Annotated in this window: 13 protein-coding genes; 9 read left to right on the forward strand and 4 right to left on the reverse strand. The window is 69.0% G+C overall.

Annotation, left to right across the window (positions count from 1 at the left end; translation table 11 throughout):
- Positions 1-32 precede the first annotated feature (32 nt).
- Complete coding sequence (locus LOK44_RS06705) at positions 33-959, forward strand: hypothetical protein (RefSeq protein WP_237569239.1); 927 nt, start codon at positions 33-35, stop codon at positions 957-959.
- Between the two features lie 77 nt (positions 960-1,036).
- On the opposite strand, the gene LOK44_RS06710 is transcribed toward LOK44_RS06705, so the two are convergent.
- The 3 genes from LOK44_RS06710 to kstD form a co-directional block, all read right to left on the reverse strand.
- The gene (locus LOK44_RS06710) at positions 1,037-1,960 is read right to left on the reverse strand and encodes an MPT63 family protein (protein ID WP_237569240.1); all 924 of its coding nucleotides are present in this window, start codon (positions 1,958-1,960) and stop codon (positions 1,037-1,039) included.
- A gap of 193 nt (positions 1,961-2,153) precedes the next feature.
- On the reverse strand, positions 2,154-3,017 hold the full coding sequence (gene chsH3 / locus LOK44_RS06715) for an enoyl-CoA hydratase ChsH3 (RefSeq protein WP_237569241.1): 864 nt from the start codon (positions 3,015-3,017) through the stop codon (positions 2,154-2,156).
- Complete coding sequence (kstD, locus tag LOK44_RS06720; protein WP_237569242.1) at positions 3,017-4,738, reverse strand: 3-oxosteroid 1-dehydrogenase; 1,722 nt, start codon at positions 4,736-4,738, stop codon at positions 3,017-3,019. Before kstD ends, chsH3 begins: the two co-directional genes overlap by 1 nt.
- Positions 4,739-4,809: 71 nt before the next feature.
- Between kstD and LOK44_RS06725 the strand changes: the two genes are divergently transcribed.
- The 5 genes from LOK44_RS06725 to LOK44_RS06745 all read left to right on the forward strand — a co-directional run bounded on the left by LOK44_RS06725 (position 4,810) and on the right by LOK44_RS06745 (position 10,132).
- Positions 4,810-5,595: a 2-keto-4-pentenoate hydratase gene (locus LOK44_RS06725; RefSeq protein WP_237569243.1), complete on the forward strand. Its 786-nt coding sequence runs from the start codon at positions 4,810-4,812 to the stop codon at positions 5,593-5,595.
- Between the two features lie 36 nt (positions 5,596-5,631).
- The gene (locus LOK44_RS06730; RefSeq protein ID WP_237569769.1) at positions 5,632-6,564 is read left to right on the forward strand and encodes an acetaldehyde dehydrogenase (acetylating); all 933 of its coding nucleotides are present in this window, start codon (positions 5,632-5,634) and stop codon (positions 6,562-6,564) included.
- A 53-nt stretch (positions 6,565-6,617) separates the two neighbouring features.
- Positions 6,618-7,631, forward strand: a complete 1,014-nt coding sequence (gene dmpG, locus LOK44_RS06735; RefSeq protein ID WP_237569770.1) for a 4-hydroxy-2-oxovalerate aldolase — start codon at positions 6,618-6,620, stop codon at positions 7,629-7,631.
- Between the two features lie 173 nt (positions 7,632-7,804).
- A complete protein-coding gene (gene trhA / locus LOK44_RS06740) occupies positions 7,805-8,515 on the forward strand; it encodes a PAQR family membrane homeostasis protein TrhA (protein WP_372481196.1) in 711 nt (236 codons plus the stop codon).
- Between the two features lie 384 nt (positions 8,516-8,899).
- Positions 8,900-10,132, forward strand: coding sequence for a hypothetical protein (locus LOK44_RS06745; RefSeq protein ID WP_237569244.1), 1,233 nt, complete (start codon positions 8,900-8,902; stop codon positions 10,130-10,132).
- Positions 10,133-10,173: 41 nt separating this feature from the next.
- Here the strand turns inward: LOK44_RS06745 and LOK44_RS06750 are convergent, their stop codons facing one another.
- The gene (locus LOK44_RS06750; RefSeq protein ID WP_237569245.1) at positions 10,174-10,728 is read right to left on the reverse strand and encodes a hypothetical protein; all 555 of its coding nucleotides are present in this window, start codon (positions 10,726-10,728) and stop codon (positions 10,174-10,176) included.
- A 159-nt stretch (positions 10,729-10,887) separates the two neighbouring features.
- Here LOK44_RS06750 and LOK44_RS06755 point away from each other — a divergent pair, with 159 nt between their 5' ends.
- From LOK44_RS06755 to LOK44_RS06765, 3 genes are all read left to right on the forward strand, one after another.
- Positions 10,888-11,835, forward strand: a complete 948-nt coding sequence (locus LOK44_RS06755; RefSeq protein WP_237569772.1) for a permease — start codon at positions 10,888-10,890, stop codon at positions 11,833-11,835.
- The gene (locus LOK44_RS06760) at positions 11,832-12,560 is read left to right on the forward strand and encodes a TIGR03943 family putative permease subunit (protein WP_237569246.1); all 729 of its coding nucleotides are present in this window, start codon (positions 11,832-11,834) and stop codon (positions 12,558-12,560) included. Before LOK44_RS06755 ends, LOK44_RS06760 begins: the two co-directional genes overlap by 4 nt.
- A 148-nt stretch (positions 12,561-12,708) precedes the next feature.
- On the forward strand, positions 12,709-14,802 hold the full coding sequence (locus LOK44_RS06765) for a RecQ family ATP-dependent DNA helicase (RefSeq protein WP_237569247.1): 2,094 nt from the start codon (positions 12,709-12,711) through the stop codon (positions 14,800-14,802).
- Position 14,803: the final 1 nt, after the last annotated feature.

Raw genomic sequence — 14,803 nt, forward strand, 5'->3', positions numbered from 1 at the left:
GCAGTGATCGCGAGTATCACCGAGGTGCGGGCATGACGGTGCCCCCGCCGTCGGATTCGCGTCCGCCCGAACCGGATTCGGACGGCGAGCACGACGTGCACCCGAACTTCACCGGTCGGTGGCGCCTCCCGTCCGATCCGATCGACCACCGTCGTGGCGGTCCGGGTGACCTGGAGGACCTCCGCGACGACGAATGGCTCGCCGAGTCCGGCGTGGATCCGGTGTCCGTGCAGGCCCCAGCCGTCCATCCCCGCCCCGTCGCCGAGCATCCGTCCGGACCCTTCCGCCCGTTCGAGCCGCATGACGACGGCCCCTGGTCGGGCGGGTTCCAGGGACCGCCGGGCTCAGCGGCGGCGTCGGTGATACCCCGGCAGCGTCAGCCCCGGCCGAAGCCGAGCATCCCGTTGCGGCCCATCGCGATTGCCGTCGCCGCGGCCGTCGTCCTCGGCGGCCTCGGCGTGTGGATGGCGAACTCGTCGGGTGACGAGGCGCCGCCGGCGGAGTCGACTCCCACGGCGACGGTCTCGCCAGAGGCGCAGGCCCGCGAGCGGCTGCGGAGGTTGTTGCCCCGGGGGTATGCACCTGCGGCGTGCGAGCCGGTGGCCACTCCAAGGGGTGCGCTGGCGAAGTTCGGCTGCGAACGCAACGGGGACCCCGGCGGCCCGCCGCTGGCGACCTACACGCTGGTGGCCGACAAGGCGGCGTTGAAGACCGCGTTCGAGGACGTCATCCGGGCCTCGACCGTCGTGGTGTGCCCCGGCTCGATCCAATCGCCGGGGCCATGGCGCCGCAATGCCACGCCGGAGAAGGTCGCGGGCATCCTGTTCTGCGGCTACCAGCGGGACCTGCCGACGCTGGCGTGGACGAACGACGCCGACCTCGTCGTCAGCGCGGTTCGCGGTGACGAGAAGGGGCCGCCGCTGGACCGCCTGTACGCCTGGTGGTCGTCGCACTCGTGACGCGAGCCGCCGGCCCCGCCCGCGTGGGCAAGGGCCGGCGGCTCGGCTGAATCGCCGACGTACGAGCAGGCCTACTCTCAGGCCGGCGGCGGCACCACGACGGTGGTGGTGGGCGCAGCGGGAGCCGGTGTCACGGACGCGGGCAGCGGCGCACCCTCGGTGCCTGCGGGGAGCGGGGTGCCCTGGCTACCTGCGGGCTGGGCTCCAGCGGGCAGCGGCGTGCCCGAGCTGCCTTCCGGCAGCGGCGTGCCGGAACTGCCCTCGGGAAGCGGTGTCCCCGTGCTGCCCTGCGGCAGCGGCGCGCCCGGGACGCGTTCGGCGCTCGCGGGCAGCGGAGCTCCCTCGGTCGACGCAGCGGTGCCTTCGGGTGCCTCGGCTGCCTGGGCGCCCTCGGGCGTCGCGGCCGAGACACCCTCCAGTGCTTCGGTGGCGGGCGAACTCGCGGGAGCCGACGCGGTCTGCCCGCCGCGCTGCGCCGGGTAGGACTGCGTACCGCCCTGGCGCGGTTGTGGTGCGGGAGCGGGGGTCCAGACCAACAGGTCGTTGCCGCCCGCGTTGTAGACGACGCTGTCCGGCTGCGCTCCGGTGACGTCGAAGTAGATCTTTCCGCTGGTCGACTGGCCCTGCGCCAGGCCTGCCGGATTCACGCCCTGAGGCGTGGCCACGCCGAACAGCGCCCGGTAGGTCTGGCCGTCGTTGGCGCGAGCGTTGAAGTTCGACACGATCGGGATCGCGCCGCCCTGGATCGCCTCGTCGGTTGCGGTGACCTCCCACAGGGTGCCCGCAACGGGGTAGGGGATGACGTCGGAACTCGGCTTGAGGCCGTTCACGGTCCAGCCCTGAATGACGTTGCCGTCGACCAACTTTCCCTGCGATCCGATCGGCTGCGTCGCGGCGCCCTCGGCGAATGCGAAGCCCGCGCCCGCCACTGCGATCGAGCCGGCGGCGACCGCCGCAGCGGCCAACCGGGTGATGGTCAGTTTGGTGGTGGTCAGCCTCATGTCGGCCATGGTGATATTCACTGTCGTGCCCTCCTGGTGATCTTCTTCGATCTACGCATCCCCCGACGGGATGGTCACGCCAGACGAAACTAGCAGGTTGCTGGAGACGGCTGGAACACCCGCGTATTCCCCGCGGCCGGTCGACTAATCATCGTGATCCCGGTGGGGTGGGTGGCTTGGGAGGACGCGGTACCTAGGTCGCGGGGGTGAACTCCACGCCGGCCAGTGCCACCGCATCGTCGCGTTCGGGTGCGGTGACGATCGCCTGATAGGCGCCGCCGTCCTGCCAGATGCTGACCTTGAGTGTCTCGCCAGGGAAGACCACGCCCGCGAAACGTGCACCGTAGCTTCCGACCTGGGCCGCGTCACCGTCGAGGAGCAGGTCGGTCAGCGCCTTCGCCGTCATGCCGTACGTGCACAGCCCATGCAGGATGGGCTTCGGAAAGCCTGCAGCCGAGGCGAATTCGGGATCGGAGTGCAACGGGTTGCGGTCACCGCACATCCGGTAGAGCAGCGCCTGCTGCGGCGACACCGCAATGGCGAGTTCGTAATCGGGTGCCCGCTGCGGTGGTTCGGACGACGTGGACGGTCCCCGCTCACCACCGAATCCGCCCTCGCCGCGTGCGAAGATCGATCGCTTCTGCGTCCACAGTGGCGTGCCGTCGGGCGCGGTCACCGTCGTCTCCGACCAGATGACGGCGGCCTTGCCCTTGTCCCAGATGTCGGTGAAGCGCGTGACGGCGATGCCGGTGCCCGACGGTGGGATCGGCGATGGCGCGATCACGGCTTCGCTGGCGTGCAGGACACGGCTGAGCTCGATGTCGATGCCGGGGAAGCGCACCGTGGGCGCCTCGGTCATGTGGAAGCTCTGCGCGACGTTGGCGAACGTCGGCAGCACCTGAGGGGTGTCGTCGGTGAGGTACCGCAGTTCACGCGGGTCGAGCGGGTCGGCTCCCGCTCCGAGGCCCAGGTGGTACAGCTGAACGTCGCTACTGGTCCACGAGAACTCCGCGGGCGGTAGTTCGGCGCCGAGCGCTACGTCGAGGTCGATCGGCATCAGGTACGCGCTCCGCCCGTGGCCGCCGGCTTCGAGGTCTTGGCCAGGTGCAGCGCGGCGAGATAGCCGAACGTCATGGCCGGTCCGATGGTGCCGCCGGGACCCGGATAGGTGTGGCCCATCACCGGGGAACTCACGTTGCCTGCGGCGTACAGGCCCTCGATCACCGAGCCGTCGTCGCGCAGCGCGCGGCCGTCGACGTCGGTGCGGACCCCGCCCTTGGTGCCGAGATCGCCGGGCACCATCTTCGCGGCGTAGAACGGCCCATGGCCGATCTCGCCCAGGTTGGGGTTCGGCTTGTTGGTCGGGTCGCCGTAGTAGCGGTCATAGGCGCTCTGGCCCCGCTTGAAGTCCTCGTCGACGCCGGTGCGGGCGAAGCCGTTGAAGCGCTCGACCGTCGCGGCGAACGCGTCGGCGGGCAGCCCGGTCTTCTCGGCCAATTCTTTCAGGGAGTCGGCCTTGACGATCACGCCCGACTCCAGCCACTTCTTCGGAATCCGTTGTCCCGGCTGCAATCCGGCGAAGATGTAGCGGTCACGATAACGCTGGTCGAAGATCAGCCACGCGGGGATGTTCTCGCCGGGGCCCGCGCCCTGGCCGTACTGGCCGCCGTACATGTGGTGGCACGCCTCGACGTACGGCATCGACTCGTTCATGAACCGCTTGCCCGCCATGTTGACGATGATCGATCCGGGCGAATTGCGCTCCGACAGTGCGAACCACGGCGAGTCGACCAGCGGCACGGTCGGACCCCACCAGGCGTCCTCCATGATCTCCAGTGCGGCGCCCAGCTTCTCGGCAGCGATGATGCCGTCGCCGGTGTTGGCGACCGCGCCCACGGTCCACTCGGTGGTGATCGGCGCGCGCTGGTACTTCACCCGCATCTGCTCGTTGTGCTCGAAGCCGCCGCTACCGAGGATGACGCCGCGGCGCACCCGGATCAGTCGTGGCTCGGCGCTCTCCGGCTCGTTCGTGTCCCTGACCCACACGCCTCTGACGACGCCGCCCTCGACGTACAGGTCGGTCAGCGCGGTGTTCAGCAGCACCGGCACGTTGGCCTTCTGCAGGCCGATCCGCAGCGGGGCGATCAACGCGCGTCCCATGCCCACCAGGTTCTTGCCGGTGGCGTTGGCCCACACCGAGCGAACGCCCACCTTGACGCTGCGGAGCACGCCGCGCGGATGCCGCTTGAGCTGGTTGAGCCGGACGTAGTCCTGCTGCATGACCACCATGTTCATCGGCACCTTGCCGTACGGCGGTTCCAGCCCCTTCTCGTCGGGGCCGAGCTTCTTGGCGTTGAAGGGCTTGGGCTCCACGGAGCGGCCGGTGGCCTTGCCGCCCGGCGTCTCGGGGTAGTAGTCGGAGTACCCCGGCACCCAGCACAGCTTCAGCGGCGAGTTCTTGAGCACGAACGACAGCATCTCCGGGCCGCGCTCGAGGTAGGTGTCGATCTTCTCCGGCGGGACGGCGTCGCCGATGATCGCGTGCAGGTAGGTGCGCGCCGCATCGGCAGTGTCCTTGACCCCGTTACGCTTGAGGATCTCGTTGTTCGGGATCCACACGCCGCCACCCGACCGCGCCGTAGAACCTCCATAGTGCGGGGCCTTCTCGACGACTACTGTCGAGAGGCCCTGGTGGGCGGCGGTGAGGGCGGCGACCATGCCGGCGGCGCCGCTCCCGACAACGACGACGTCAAACTCCTGGCACTCCTGCTCAGTCATGTAGAACACGTTATAGAATGGCCCGGCCATCCAACAACAGTGCCGGTCAATCAAACGAGGGGACTTCACGAATGTTGCCCGTCGAGGTGCGCACGAAGCTGGCCGCGGAGCTGGCCCAGGCTGAGCGCAGCCGCGATCCGATCACCCCGCTCACGGATGGCCATCCGGAGATCGACGTGGTCGACGCGTATGAGATCCAGCTGATCAACATCCGGCAGAAGGTCGCCGAGGGGGCTCGGGTCATCGGCCACAAGGTGGGTCTGTCGTCGGAGGCGATGCAGAAGATGATGGGAGTCGACGAGCCCGATTACGGGCATCTGCTCGACGACATGGAGGTCTTCGAGGATCGGCCGGTCGAGGCCGGTCGGTTCCTGTATCCGCGGGTGGAGGTCGAGGTCGGTTTCATCCTGGCCGACGACCTGCCCGGGGAGGGCTGCACCGAGGACGACGTGCTGGCGGCGACGGCGGCGTTCGCGCCGTCGATCGAGTTGATCGACACCAGGATCACCGACTGGAAGATCAAGTTGTGCGACACGATCGCCGACAACGCCTCGTCTGCGGGCTGGGTGCTGGGGAAGGAACGGGTATCGCCCAAGGACGTCGACATCCGGGCGATCGATGCAGTGTTGACCTGCAATGGCGAGGTGGTCGCCGAGGGAAGAAGTGATGCGGTGCTGGGCAATCCGGTGACTGCGGTGGCGTGGTTGGCGCGCAAGGTCGATCAGTTCGGCGTGCGTTTGAAGGCCGGTGACATCGTGTTGCCGGGATCCTGCACGCGTGCGATAGATGCACGTCCGGGAGACGATTTCGTAGCTCGGTTCGACGGGCTAGGTTCAGTTCACCTTTCCTTCCAGTGATGATCTTCGATTCAGGAGCCGATGCACATGGCCGAAATGGCTTCTAGGAAGCGATCCGTCGCGATCGTCGGGTCGGGCAACATCAGCACCGACCTGCTGTACAAGTTGCTGCGGTCGGATTGGCTGGAACCGCGGTGGATGATCGGGATCGACCCGGAGTCCGAGGGTTTGGCGCGGGCGCGCAAGCTGGGGTTGGAGACCAGTCACGAGGGTGTGGATTGGCTTCTCGCGCAGGATGAGAAGCCCGATCTGGTGTTCGAGGCGACCAGTGCCTACGTGCATCGTGAAGCCGCACCGCGCTACGCGGAGGCGGGCATCCGCGCGATCGATCTGACCCCGGCGGCCATCGGGCCCGGGGTCATTCCGCCCGCCAACCTGCGCGAGCACCTCGACGCACCGAACGTGAACATGGTGACCTGCGGTGGGCAGGCGACAATTCCGATCGTCTACGCCGTGACCCGCGCGGTGGAGGCCCAGGGTGGGGTGGTGCCCTACGGCGAGATCGTGGCGTCGGTGTCCTCGGCGTCGGCCGGTCCGGGAACCCGGGCCAACATCGACGAATTCACCAAGACCACCAGCGCCGGGGTGTCGGGCATCGGCGGTGCGCGCCGCGGCAAGGCGATCATCATCCTCAACCCGGCCGATCCGCCGATGATCATGCGCGACACCATCTTCTGCGCGATTCCCGAGGACGCCGACCGCGATGCGATCGCCGCGTCGATCCGCGACGTGGTCGCCGAGGTGCAGACCTACGTGCCGGGCTACCGCCTGCTCAACGAGCCGCAGTTCGACGACCCGTCGATGAACTCCGGCGGTCAAGCCGTGGTCACGACGTTCATCGAGGTCGAGGGCGCGGGCGACTACCTGCCGCCCTACGCCGGCAATCTCGACATCATGACCGCCGCGGCCACCAAGGTGGGCGAGGAGATCGCCAAGCAGTCCCTGACAGCAGCAGGAGCGCAATCGTGAGCGTCACCACCGGCACCGACGGCATCTACTTCAACCCCATCTGGGACGTCCGGATGACCGACACGTCGCTGCGCGACGGGTCCCATCACAAGCGTCACCAGTTCACCCTCGAGGAGGTCGGCTCGATCGTCGCCGCGCTCGACGCGGCGGGCGTGCCGGTCATCGAGGTGACCCACGGCGACGGGCTGGGCGGGTCGAGCTTCAACTACGGGTTCTCCAAGACCCCGGAGCAGCAGCTGATCAAGCTGGCGGCCGAGACCGCCAAGGACGCCAAGATCGCCTTCCTGATGCTGCCGGGCGTGGGCACCAAGGAAGACATCAAGGAGGCGCAGAACAACGGCGGCTCCATCTGCCGCATCGCCACGCATTGCACCGAGGCCGACGTGTCGATCCAGCACTTCGGCCTGGCCCGTGAACTCGGTCTGGAGACCGTCGGGTTCTTGATGATGAGCCACACCATCTCTCCGGAGAAGCTCGCCGCTCAGGCGCGGATCATGGCCGATGCGGGATGTCAGTGCGTCTACGTCGTGGACTCCGCCGGTGCACTGGTCCTCGACGGGGTGGCCGACCGGGTCGCGGCGTTGGTCGCCGAACTCGGCGATGACGCTCAGGTGGGCTTTCACGGTCACGAGAACCTGGGGCTCGGCGTCGCAAACTCCATCGAGGCCGTGCGCGCGGGCGCCAAGCAGATCGACGGATCGTGCCGCCGCTTCGGCGCGGGTGCGGGCAACGCGCCCGTCGAAGCGCTCATCGGCGTGTTCGACAAGATCGGCGTGAAGACCGGCATCGACTTCTTCGACATCGCCGACGCCGCCGAGGAGGTCGTCGCACCTGCGATGCCGGCCGAGTGCCTGCTCGACCGCAATGCGCTGATCATGGGCTATTCCGGGGTGTACTCCAGTTTCCTCAAGCACGCCATCCGCCAGTCCGAGCGCTACGGCGTACCCGCGCATCAGCTCCTGCACCGCGCCGGGCAGCGCAAGCTCATCGGCGGCCAGGAGGACCAGCTCATCGACATCGCCCTGGAAATCAAGCGCGAACAAGACGCTGCGGCAACCGCAGGCTGACCGCCCGGATATCGATACCGCAACAGCCGCTTAACGAACGTCTCCAAGTCCGTCCAGCGAACATCGTCACTGTAGGCTCGCGATGCGCCGACGTATTCCACGCCGCGCTGCCCTGACGAGTGCTGGCACGCTCACGACATCGGAGACGCGCTCTGACCGTTCAACCGGCCGACATGATCTCCGGCCCCCTCGATCCGGAAGCGCACATCCATGCGCCGACGGCGGTCGAAATGGTGGCGGAGTTCGTCGGGGTCCCCAGCGCGCGCGGAATGATCCACCTCGTCTCCGCCGGTGTCGCCCTCGTCGCGTGCACCGCCCTGGTCTACGGAGCCTGGTACGCGCCGCGGCCGGGCGCCTTCTGGGCGGCCGTGGTCTACGCCATCGGGATCGTCGGGATGTTCAGCGTCAGTGCCACTTATCACCGGGTCCGGTGGGGGTCGCCGGTCGCCGAGAAGTGGATGAAGCGGTTCGACCACTCGTTGATCTTCGTCTTCATCGGGGCGTGCTACACACCCCTGGCGGTGCTGGCGATGCCTCCGGACGTCGGCAACAAGGTGCTCGTCATCGTCTGGACGGGCGCCGCCGCGGGCGTCGCGCTGAAGATGCTGTGGCCGTCGGCCCCGCGTTGGGTCGGGGTCCCGCTGTACCTGCTGCTGGGTTACGTCGCCGTGCTGTTCGTCGAAGTGCTGCTCGATGGCGCTGGGATCGTGGTCGTCGCACTGCTCGTCGCCGGCGCCGTGTTGTACAACATCGGTGCGATCCTCTACGGCACCCGCTGGCCGAATCCGTGGCCGGCGACGTTCGGCCACCACGAGTTCTTTCATGCCTTCACCGCGGTCGGCGCGACGTGCCACTTCGTCGCGATCTGGCTCCTCGTCAACTGACGGCCCGTCCGCAGTAGCGCCCGAATCCCCTCTGGCGAATCGGTAGCTGGCCGCTGCGTTCACGACATGCCGACGGCAATAGCACCTCGACGCCCCGAGTATGCGCCAATTTGATCTTGAGCTATTCGTAATTCATACTCTTCGGACTTAGCCGTGTCTGGAGAATCCCTTGACCATGCAGGGCTGATTGGTATTTACTGGACCGACAATTCAACGCATCTGGCTGGGGAAACGATGATCAAGAACATTTGCCGCTATTGCGGCGTAGGCATTACCGCAATCGGTGCAGGAGCGTTGCTGGTAGCCGGATATAGTTTGCCACTGGCTAACCCCGAGCCGACAGTTCGCGAAGTTGAGCCGACGGCCAACTTCAGCTTCCAAGAAATGCTGCCCTGGGTCGTGGCGCCGTCGCCGACGACCAGTACTGCGGGTGCCGCCGCCGTGTCGGCAGTCGTCACCGACACCGCCGCAGCGGTGAACGGCACGCTCGAGACCGTCAACCGCCTGGGACCGCTGAGCTTCGATCTGAACTCCCTGAGGTCGTTCAGCGCCGCAGGCCCGCCACCCGGGAGCACCGCCGGCACGGCCAATTACACCCAGATGGATGAGTGGGTTTCGGGCATCGCCGGTCTGGCGAGCAGCACCGGCGCGATCGGCTTCACCGACAATGCCGTGTCCTACGACCCCTACGTGGCCACCCACGCGGGCGTCCTGCAGACCGCCAACCGACTCGGCCCGCTCGTCTTCGACCTCAACGTGCTCAAGGCCATCGGCTTCACTCAGGCGCCGACCGGCCAGACCGGCATCAATGGGCAACCGGACAACTTCAGTTCCGTCGACATCGGTCGGTGGACTGCTGGAATCCCCGGAATCATCACCAATTCGGGAACCACCGGCTTCGTCACCTATCAGGACTTCGCGAACGGCCCCTTCTACGACTACCGCGTCGGCGGTTTGAGCACGACCACTCAAGTCGGTCCGATGTCGTTCGGATTCAACTTCCTGCCGTTCGTCAGTACCGGAATCCTGCTGCCGCCCACCCTTTCGTTCGGGCTGTCGCCCAATATGACGGCGGCCAATACGCCGTTCGCGCCATTCACGCCTCCCACGCCGGGAATCGTGCAGCCGAACGGCGGACTCCCGGTTCCGCCGAACGTCATTGCGGTCTCGGCTCCGGCTCAGGCTCCGGCCCCCGTAGCGCCGCTCGCCGCGGACGAAGCTCAGGCGCTCTCCGCGCCCGCCGAGGCCACCGGTGACGTCGCAACCTTCGACACGGTCGACGAGACCACCGCCGCGGAGGCGCCGGCGCCCGAGACGCCCGCGGCGACTCCCGAGACCGACGAGGTCACCACCGATGAGCCGGCCGTCGTCATCCCCGGTGTCAACGGGGCACCGTTGGACAAGCCGTCGACCAGCCCGACGTCGGGATCGGGCGGCCGCGCTCCGTTCACGCCGTTCAAGCCGTTCACCGATGCCATCAGCAATGGGATCGGCGCCCTCACCGGAAACCGATTCGCAGCACCCGGTGGTGCCGGTACGCCGGGCGGGGCCGACGCCGGCGGGACGAGCGGTACGGGCTCCGAGTCCGGCGGAGATGCAGGATCCGACGCAAGCTAGGACTCACCGGTGAAGGCGCGCCGGCTACGGCCGGCGCGCCTTTACTTGCACAGCTCGACGATCTTCTGGCTGGTCGCCTCGACCTCGCGCAGCCGGTCGACCTGGCCGGCGTCGCCGCCATCGGTCCCGGCCAGTGCGTTGATCGTGATGTCCTGCAGCCCCGTCGCCACGGACCGCAATGAATCAGCGAGTTCGGCTGGAACCGCAGGGCTCAGACTGTCGACGATGTGCTGGCTGCCGATGGCCATGGCCAGGCGCGCGTTGACGGCAACGAGCGGTGCCGCGTTCGGGTCGGCGCCAGCGCCCGCCTGACTCTGCAGCGCCACCGAGGTGCGCACCCGCGTATAGGCAGCGCACGCCGCGTCCTTTGCTTCCGCGACCTGTTGATCGGTCGGTGGTGGCGGAGTGTCGTCGGGCGAGCGCAACAGCGCCCAGCTCGCGACTCCGAGCGCGACGAGTGAGATCAACACGGGCACCACGACGGCCAAGCGTCCCGAGCGCTGCGGCGGCAGCGCGGGCGTGGTGACGCGGGGACTGTCCGCGGTCGTGGTCCGCTGCGGTGGCGGCTGCTCTTCGTCGGGCTTGGCGTGCGTCATCGTCATCGGATGGTAGCCCGCGCCACCACCAGCAATACGATGATCGTCGGCGCGTCGAGCCGGCGTCGCCGGACGCCCAGCCGGCGCAGGCATGATGGGCCCGTGAACGCAGCCCCGTCGTCGTCGACCACTGGGCGACGCCGTGCCGGTTCGCTCGAGATGCTGTTGCTCGCGCTGCTCGGATTGGCGGTCTCCGCACCATGGTTGAGCGGCGTCGTCGCTGGACATTCGGCGCTGAGCACGGCCGCCACGGTGTTCAGCGGGGTGTTCGTGCAGGCGTTGCCCTTCCTGGTTCTCGGCGTCGTCGTCAGCGGTCTCATCGCCACCTTCGTCAGCGCCGAGCGGCTGGCGTCCTGGCTGCCCCGTCGGCCCGCCGCCGCGGTCGCGGTTGCAGGCATCGGCGGCGCTGCGCTGCCCGGCTGTGAATGCGGCTCGGTCCCGGTTGCGCGCAGGCTCTATGGGCCCGGCCGCACCGGAGCGGCCGCGCTGACGTTCATGCTGTCCGCCCCCGCGATCAACCCCGTGGTGCTGGTCGCGACGACGGTTGCGTTCCCGGGCAATCCCGAGATGGTGTTGGTCCGGTGCGTGGCGTCGCTGCTGACCGCCGTCGCGATGGGCATGCTGTGGCTGCGCTTCGGCCGCCACGAATGGGTGACGCGCTCACTACCCCGCACCGACCGGGCGCCGGGGAGTTCGCGGTGGACCACGTTCTCCGAGGCGGCCCGCCACGACTTCCTGCAGGCGGCGTCCTACCTCGTGGTCGGCGCCGCGGCCGCCGCGACGCTGCGGGTCGTCGTGCCCGCCTGGATGTTCGAACACCTCGCGGGCAACCTGATCCTCGCCGTGCTGACCATGGCGGTGCTCGCCGTCGTGCTGGCGCTGTGCTCGGAGGCCGATGCGTTCGTGGCGGCGAGCCTGACCATGCTGCCGCTGCTGCCGCGGCTGGTGTTCCTGGTCGTCGGTCCCGCCGTGGACGTCAAACTCGCGGCGATGCAGGCGGGCATGTTCGGACGCAGCTTCGCCGTGCGGTTCGGCCCGGCCACGTTCGTCGTCGCGACGGTGATCGCGACGCTGGTCGGCCTCGCCTTCCTGGGGGACGGTCGATGAGCCGGTTCACCCAGAATCTGGTCCTGCTGCTGGTCGGCGCGAGCATGGCGGTGATGCTGCTGCGAGGGACCTACGTGCACTACGTAAAGCCTGCGCTGCTGCCGTGGCTCGTGATCGCCGCGGTGGTGCTGGTCGGGCTCGGTCTGGCCGCGGTGGTCCGCGACGTGCGCAACGCCGGCCGACCCGACGAGCACCACGACGACGCACACGGCCATGGCCATCGGCACCGCGGCGGGCTGGCGTGGCTGCTGCTCGTGCCGATCGCGATGGTCGCGTTCATCGTGCCCCCGCCGCTGGACGCCCGCGGCGCCACCGCCGCGCCGCCCGTCACGTCGGCGCCGAAGCCGCGCGACTTTCCACCGCTGCCTGCCGGACCCGCGCCGACCGTCGCGGTGCCCGAGATCGTGATGCGAGCTGCCGCCGACCCGGCGCGCAGTCTCGACGGCCGGACGATCACCGCCACCGGCTTCACGCTGCGCTACCCCGACGGCGTCTACCTCGGCCGCGTGGTCATCGTCTGCTGCGCAGCCGACGCCCAACTGGCACGGATCCGGCTGTCGGGCCCGGCCGCCGCGACCGCCGCCGCCTTCGGCGAGGAGACGTGGATAGCGGTGGAGGGCGAAGTCGAGCCGGGCTCCGCGCAGGCGGTCAACGACTACGTGCCCACGATGAGCGCCGCGACGGTGACGCGCATCGAGAAGCCCGCCAACACCTACGCGTATTGATCTGCGCCAACGTCGAGTTTCCGTTGACGTTCGCGCGTTCCGCCGACGGAAAGTCGACGCTCGCGGTGGGCTGCGACCCGTCCGTCGGAGCGACCCGGCACGATGGACCCATGACAACCCACCATCGCTGCGCTCGCCCGCGCCGCCCGTGACGGCGACGCGCGATCAGGCGCAGACCCTGCTGGAGCAGTTGGCTGGGCCGCAGGCGACATTGCGCGACGACCAGTGGACGGCCATCGAGGCCCTGGTGGTGCACCGCCGCCGCGCGCTGGTGGTGCAGCGCACCGGGTGGGGCAAGTCGGCCGTCTACTTCATCGCGGCCAAGCTGCTGCGCGCCGAGGGGCGTGGCCCGACGGTCATCGTGTCCCCGTTGCTCGCGCTGATGCGCAACCAGGTCCAGGCCGCCGCACGGGCCGGGGTGCGGGCGGCGACGATCAACTCGAGCAACGTCGCGGACTGGCAGGACGTCCACCGCGCGGTGGGGACCGGCGACCTCGACGTGCTGCTCGTCAGCCCGGAACGGCTGAACAACCCCGACTTCCGCGACGACGTGCTGCCCGCGCTGGCCCGCGACGCAGGCCTGGTCGTGATCGACGAAGCGCACTGCGTGTCCGACTGGGGCCACGACTTCCGTCCGGACTACCGCCGCATCCGCACGTTGATCGGCGAATTGGGCACCGGCATACCGGTTCTCGCGACGACCGCCACCGCGAACGACCGCGTGGTCGACGACGTGCGCAGCCAGCTGGGTGTCGGCGGGGGAGAGGCAGGCGGAGACGCACTCGTGCTCCGCGGCGGGCTCGACCGCGAGTCCCTGCGACTGTCGGTCGTCAAGGCAGGTAATCCCGCCCAACGCGCGGCGTGGCTGGCCGCGCATCTGGACACCCTGCCGGGGTCGGGGATCATCTACACGCTGACGGTGGCGCAGGCCAACGACGTCGCGGCGATGCTGCGCGAACGGGGCCACGAGATCGCGGCCTACACCGGGGCCACCGAGGCCGCCGAGCGGGAACAGCTCGAGGGCGACCTACTGGCGAACCGGGTGAAGGCGCTGGTGGCCACGTCCGCGCTCGGCATGGGCTTCGACAAGCCGGACCTCGGCTTCGTCGTGCACCTGGGTGCGCCTGCGTCACCCATCGCGTACTACCAGCAGGTGGGACGTGCCGGGCGTTCGACGGAGAGTGCCGAGGTGGTGCTGCTGCCCGGTGCCGAGGACCGCGAGGTGTGGCGCTACTTCGCGTCGGTCGCCTTCCCGTCGGAGCCCATGGTGCGCAACGTCATTCGAGCACTCGAAACCGACCGTCCGCAGTCCACGCCCGCGCTCGAACCGCTCGTCGACCTCAACCGGACGCGCCTGGAGATGGTGCTCAAGGTCCTCGACGTAGACGGGGCGGTGCGTCGGGTCAAGGGCGGCTGGGTGGGCACCGGGGAGCGGTGGGAGTACGACGAGGAGCGCTATCGCAGGCTGGACGAGGCCCGCGGGCGCGAGCAGCAGGCGATGCTCGACTACCTCGCCACCGACGAGTGCCGGATGACGTTCCTCCGCAGGCAACTCAACGACCCGGAACTCGCCGACGGCGAGAAGTGCGGCCGGTGCGACAACTGCACGGGCGCCCACTACGACGCGACCGTGGACGAGTCGGCGGCCGAGGCGACCCGGCAGCGGCTGATGCGTCCGGGCGTCGAGATCACTCCGCGCAGGCAATGGCCCTCGGGCCTGGCCAAGCTGGGTGTCAGCCTGAGCGGCAAGATCTCGGAGGGTCCCGGTGCGGGGCGGGCCATCGGCAGGCTCACCGACCTGGGCTGGGGAGCGCGCCTGCGCGCGGTGCTCGACGGCCCCGACGCCGAGGCGCCCGACGACCTGGTGCGCGCGGCAGTCGACGTGCTGGCCGCCTGGAAGTGGGACACCCGCCCGACGGCGGTGATGGGTCTGGACTCCGAACGCCATCCGCTGCTGATCGAATCGCTGGTGGCACGGCTCGCCGACCTGGGGCGGCTGACCAACCTGGGCTCGCTGGCCTACGCCGTCGAGCGCCGGCCCGTGACGGCCGCCAATTCGGCGTATCGCGTTGCAGCGCTGGACGGTTCGTGGGAGATGCCAGACCTGTCGGACCTCGGCGGGCCGCTGCTACTGGTCGACGACCTCGTCGACAGCGGGTGGACGATGACGATGGCGGCCCGGGTCCTGCGTCAGGCCGGAGCGCCGGAGGTCCTTCCGTTCGCGATCGCCGCGGTCAGCTGAC

Origin of the sequence: Mycolicibacterium lacusdiani, assembly GCF_021916785.1 — a bacterium.
Classification (GTDB): domain Bacteria; phylum Actinomycetota; class Actinomycetes; order Mycobacteriales; family Mycobacteriaceae; genus Mycobacterium; species Mycobacterium lacusdiani.

What these genes read in the sequence shown, in the direction of transcription:
- LOK44_RS06705 (WP_237569239.1), top strand. Translation starts at nt 33, where the DNA reads ATGACGGTGCCCCCGCCGTCGGATTCGCGTCCGCCCGAACCGGATTCG.
- LOK44_RS06710 (WP_237569240.1), bottom strand. Translation starts at nt 1,960, where the DNA reads ATGAGGCTGACCACCACCAAACTGACCATCACCCGGTTGGCCGCTGCG.
- chsH3 (WP_237569241.1), bottom strand. Translation starts at nt 3,017, where the DNA reads ATGCCGATCGACCTCGACGTAGCGCTCGGCGCCGAACTACCGCCCGCG.
- kstD (WP_237569242.1), bottom strand. Translation starts at nt 4,738, where the DNA reads ATGACTGAGCAGGAGTGCCAGGAGTTTGACGTCGTCGTTGTCGGGAGC.
- LOK44_RS06725 (WP_237569243.1), top strand. Translation starts at nt 4,810, where the DNA reads ATGTTGCCCGTCGAGGTGCGCACGAAGCTGGCCGCGGAGCTGGCCCAG.
- LOK44_RS06730 (WP_237569769.1), top strand. Translation starts at nt 5,632, where the DNA reads ATGGCTTCTAGGAAGCGATCCGTCGCGATCGTCGGGTCGGGCAACATC.
- dmpG (WP_237569770.1), top strand. Translation starts at nt 6,618, where the DNA reads ATGACCGACACGTCGCTGCGCGACGGGTCCCATCACAAGCGTCACCAG.
- trhA (WP_372481196.1), top strand. Translation starts at nt 7,805, where the DNA reads ATGATCTCCGGCCCCCTCGATCCGGAAGCGCACATCCATGCGCCGACG.
- LOK44_RS06745 (WP_237569244.1), top strand. Translation starts at nt 8,900, where the DNA reads ATGCTGCCCTGGGTCGTGGCGCCGTCGCCGACGACCAGTACTGCGGGT.
- LOK44_RS06750 (WP_237569245.1), bottom strand. Translation starts at nt 10,728, where the DNA reads ATGACGCACGCCAAGCCCGACGAAGAGCAGCCGCCACCGCAGCGGACC.
- LOK44_RS06755 (WP_237569772.1), top strand. Translation starts at nt 10,888, where the DNA reads ATGCTGTTGCTCGCGCTGCTCGGATTGGCGGTCTCCGCACCATGGTTG.
- LOK44_RS06760 (WP_237569246.1), top strand. Translation starts at nt 11,832, where the DNA reads ATGAGCCGGTTCACCCAGAATCTGGTCCTGCTGCTGGTCGGCGCGAGC.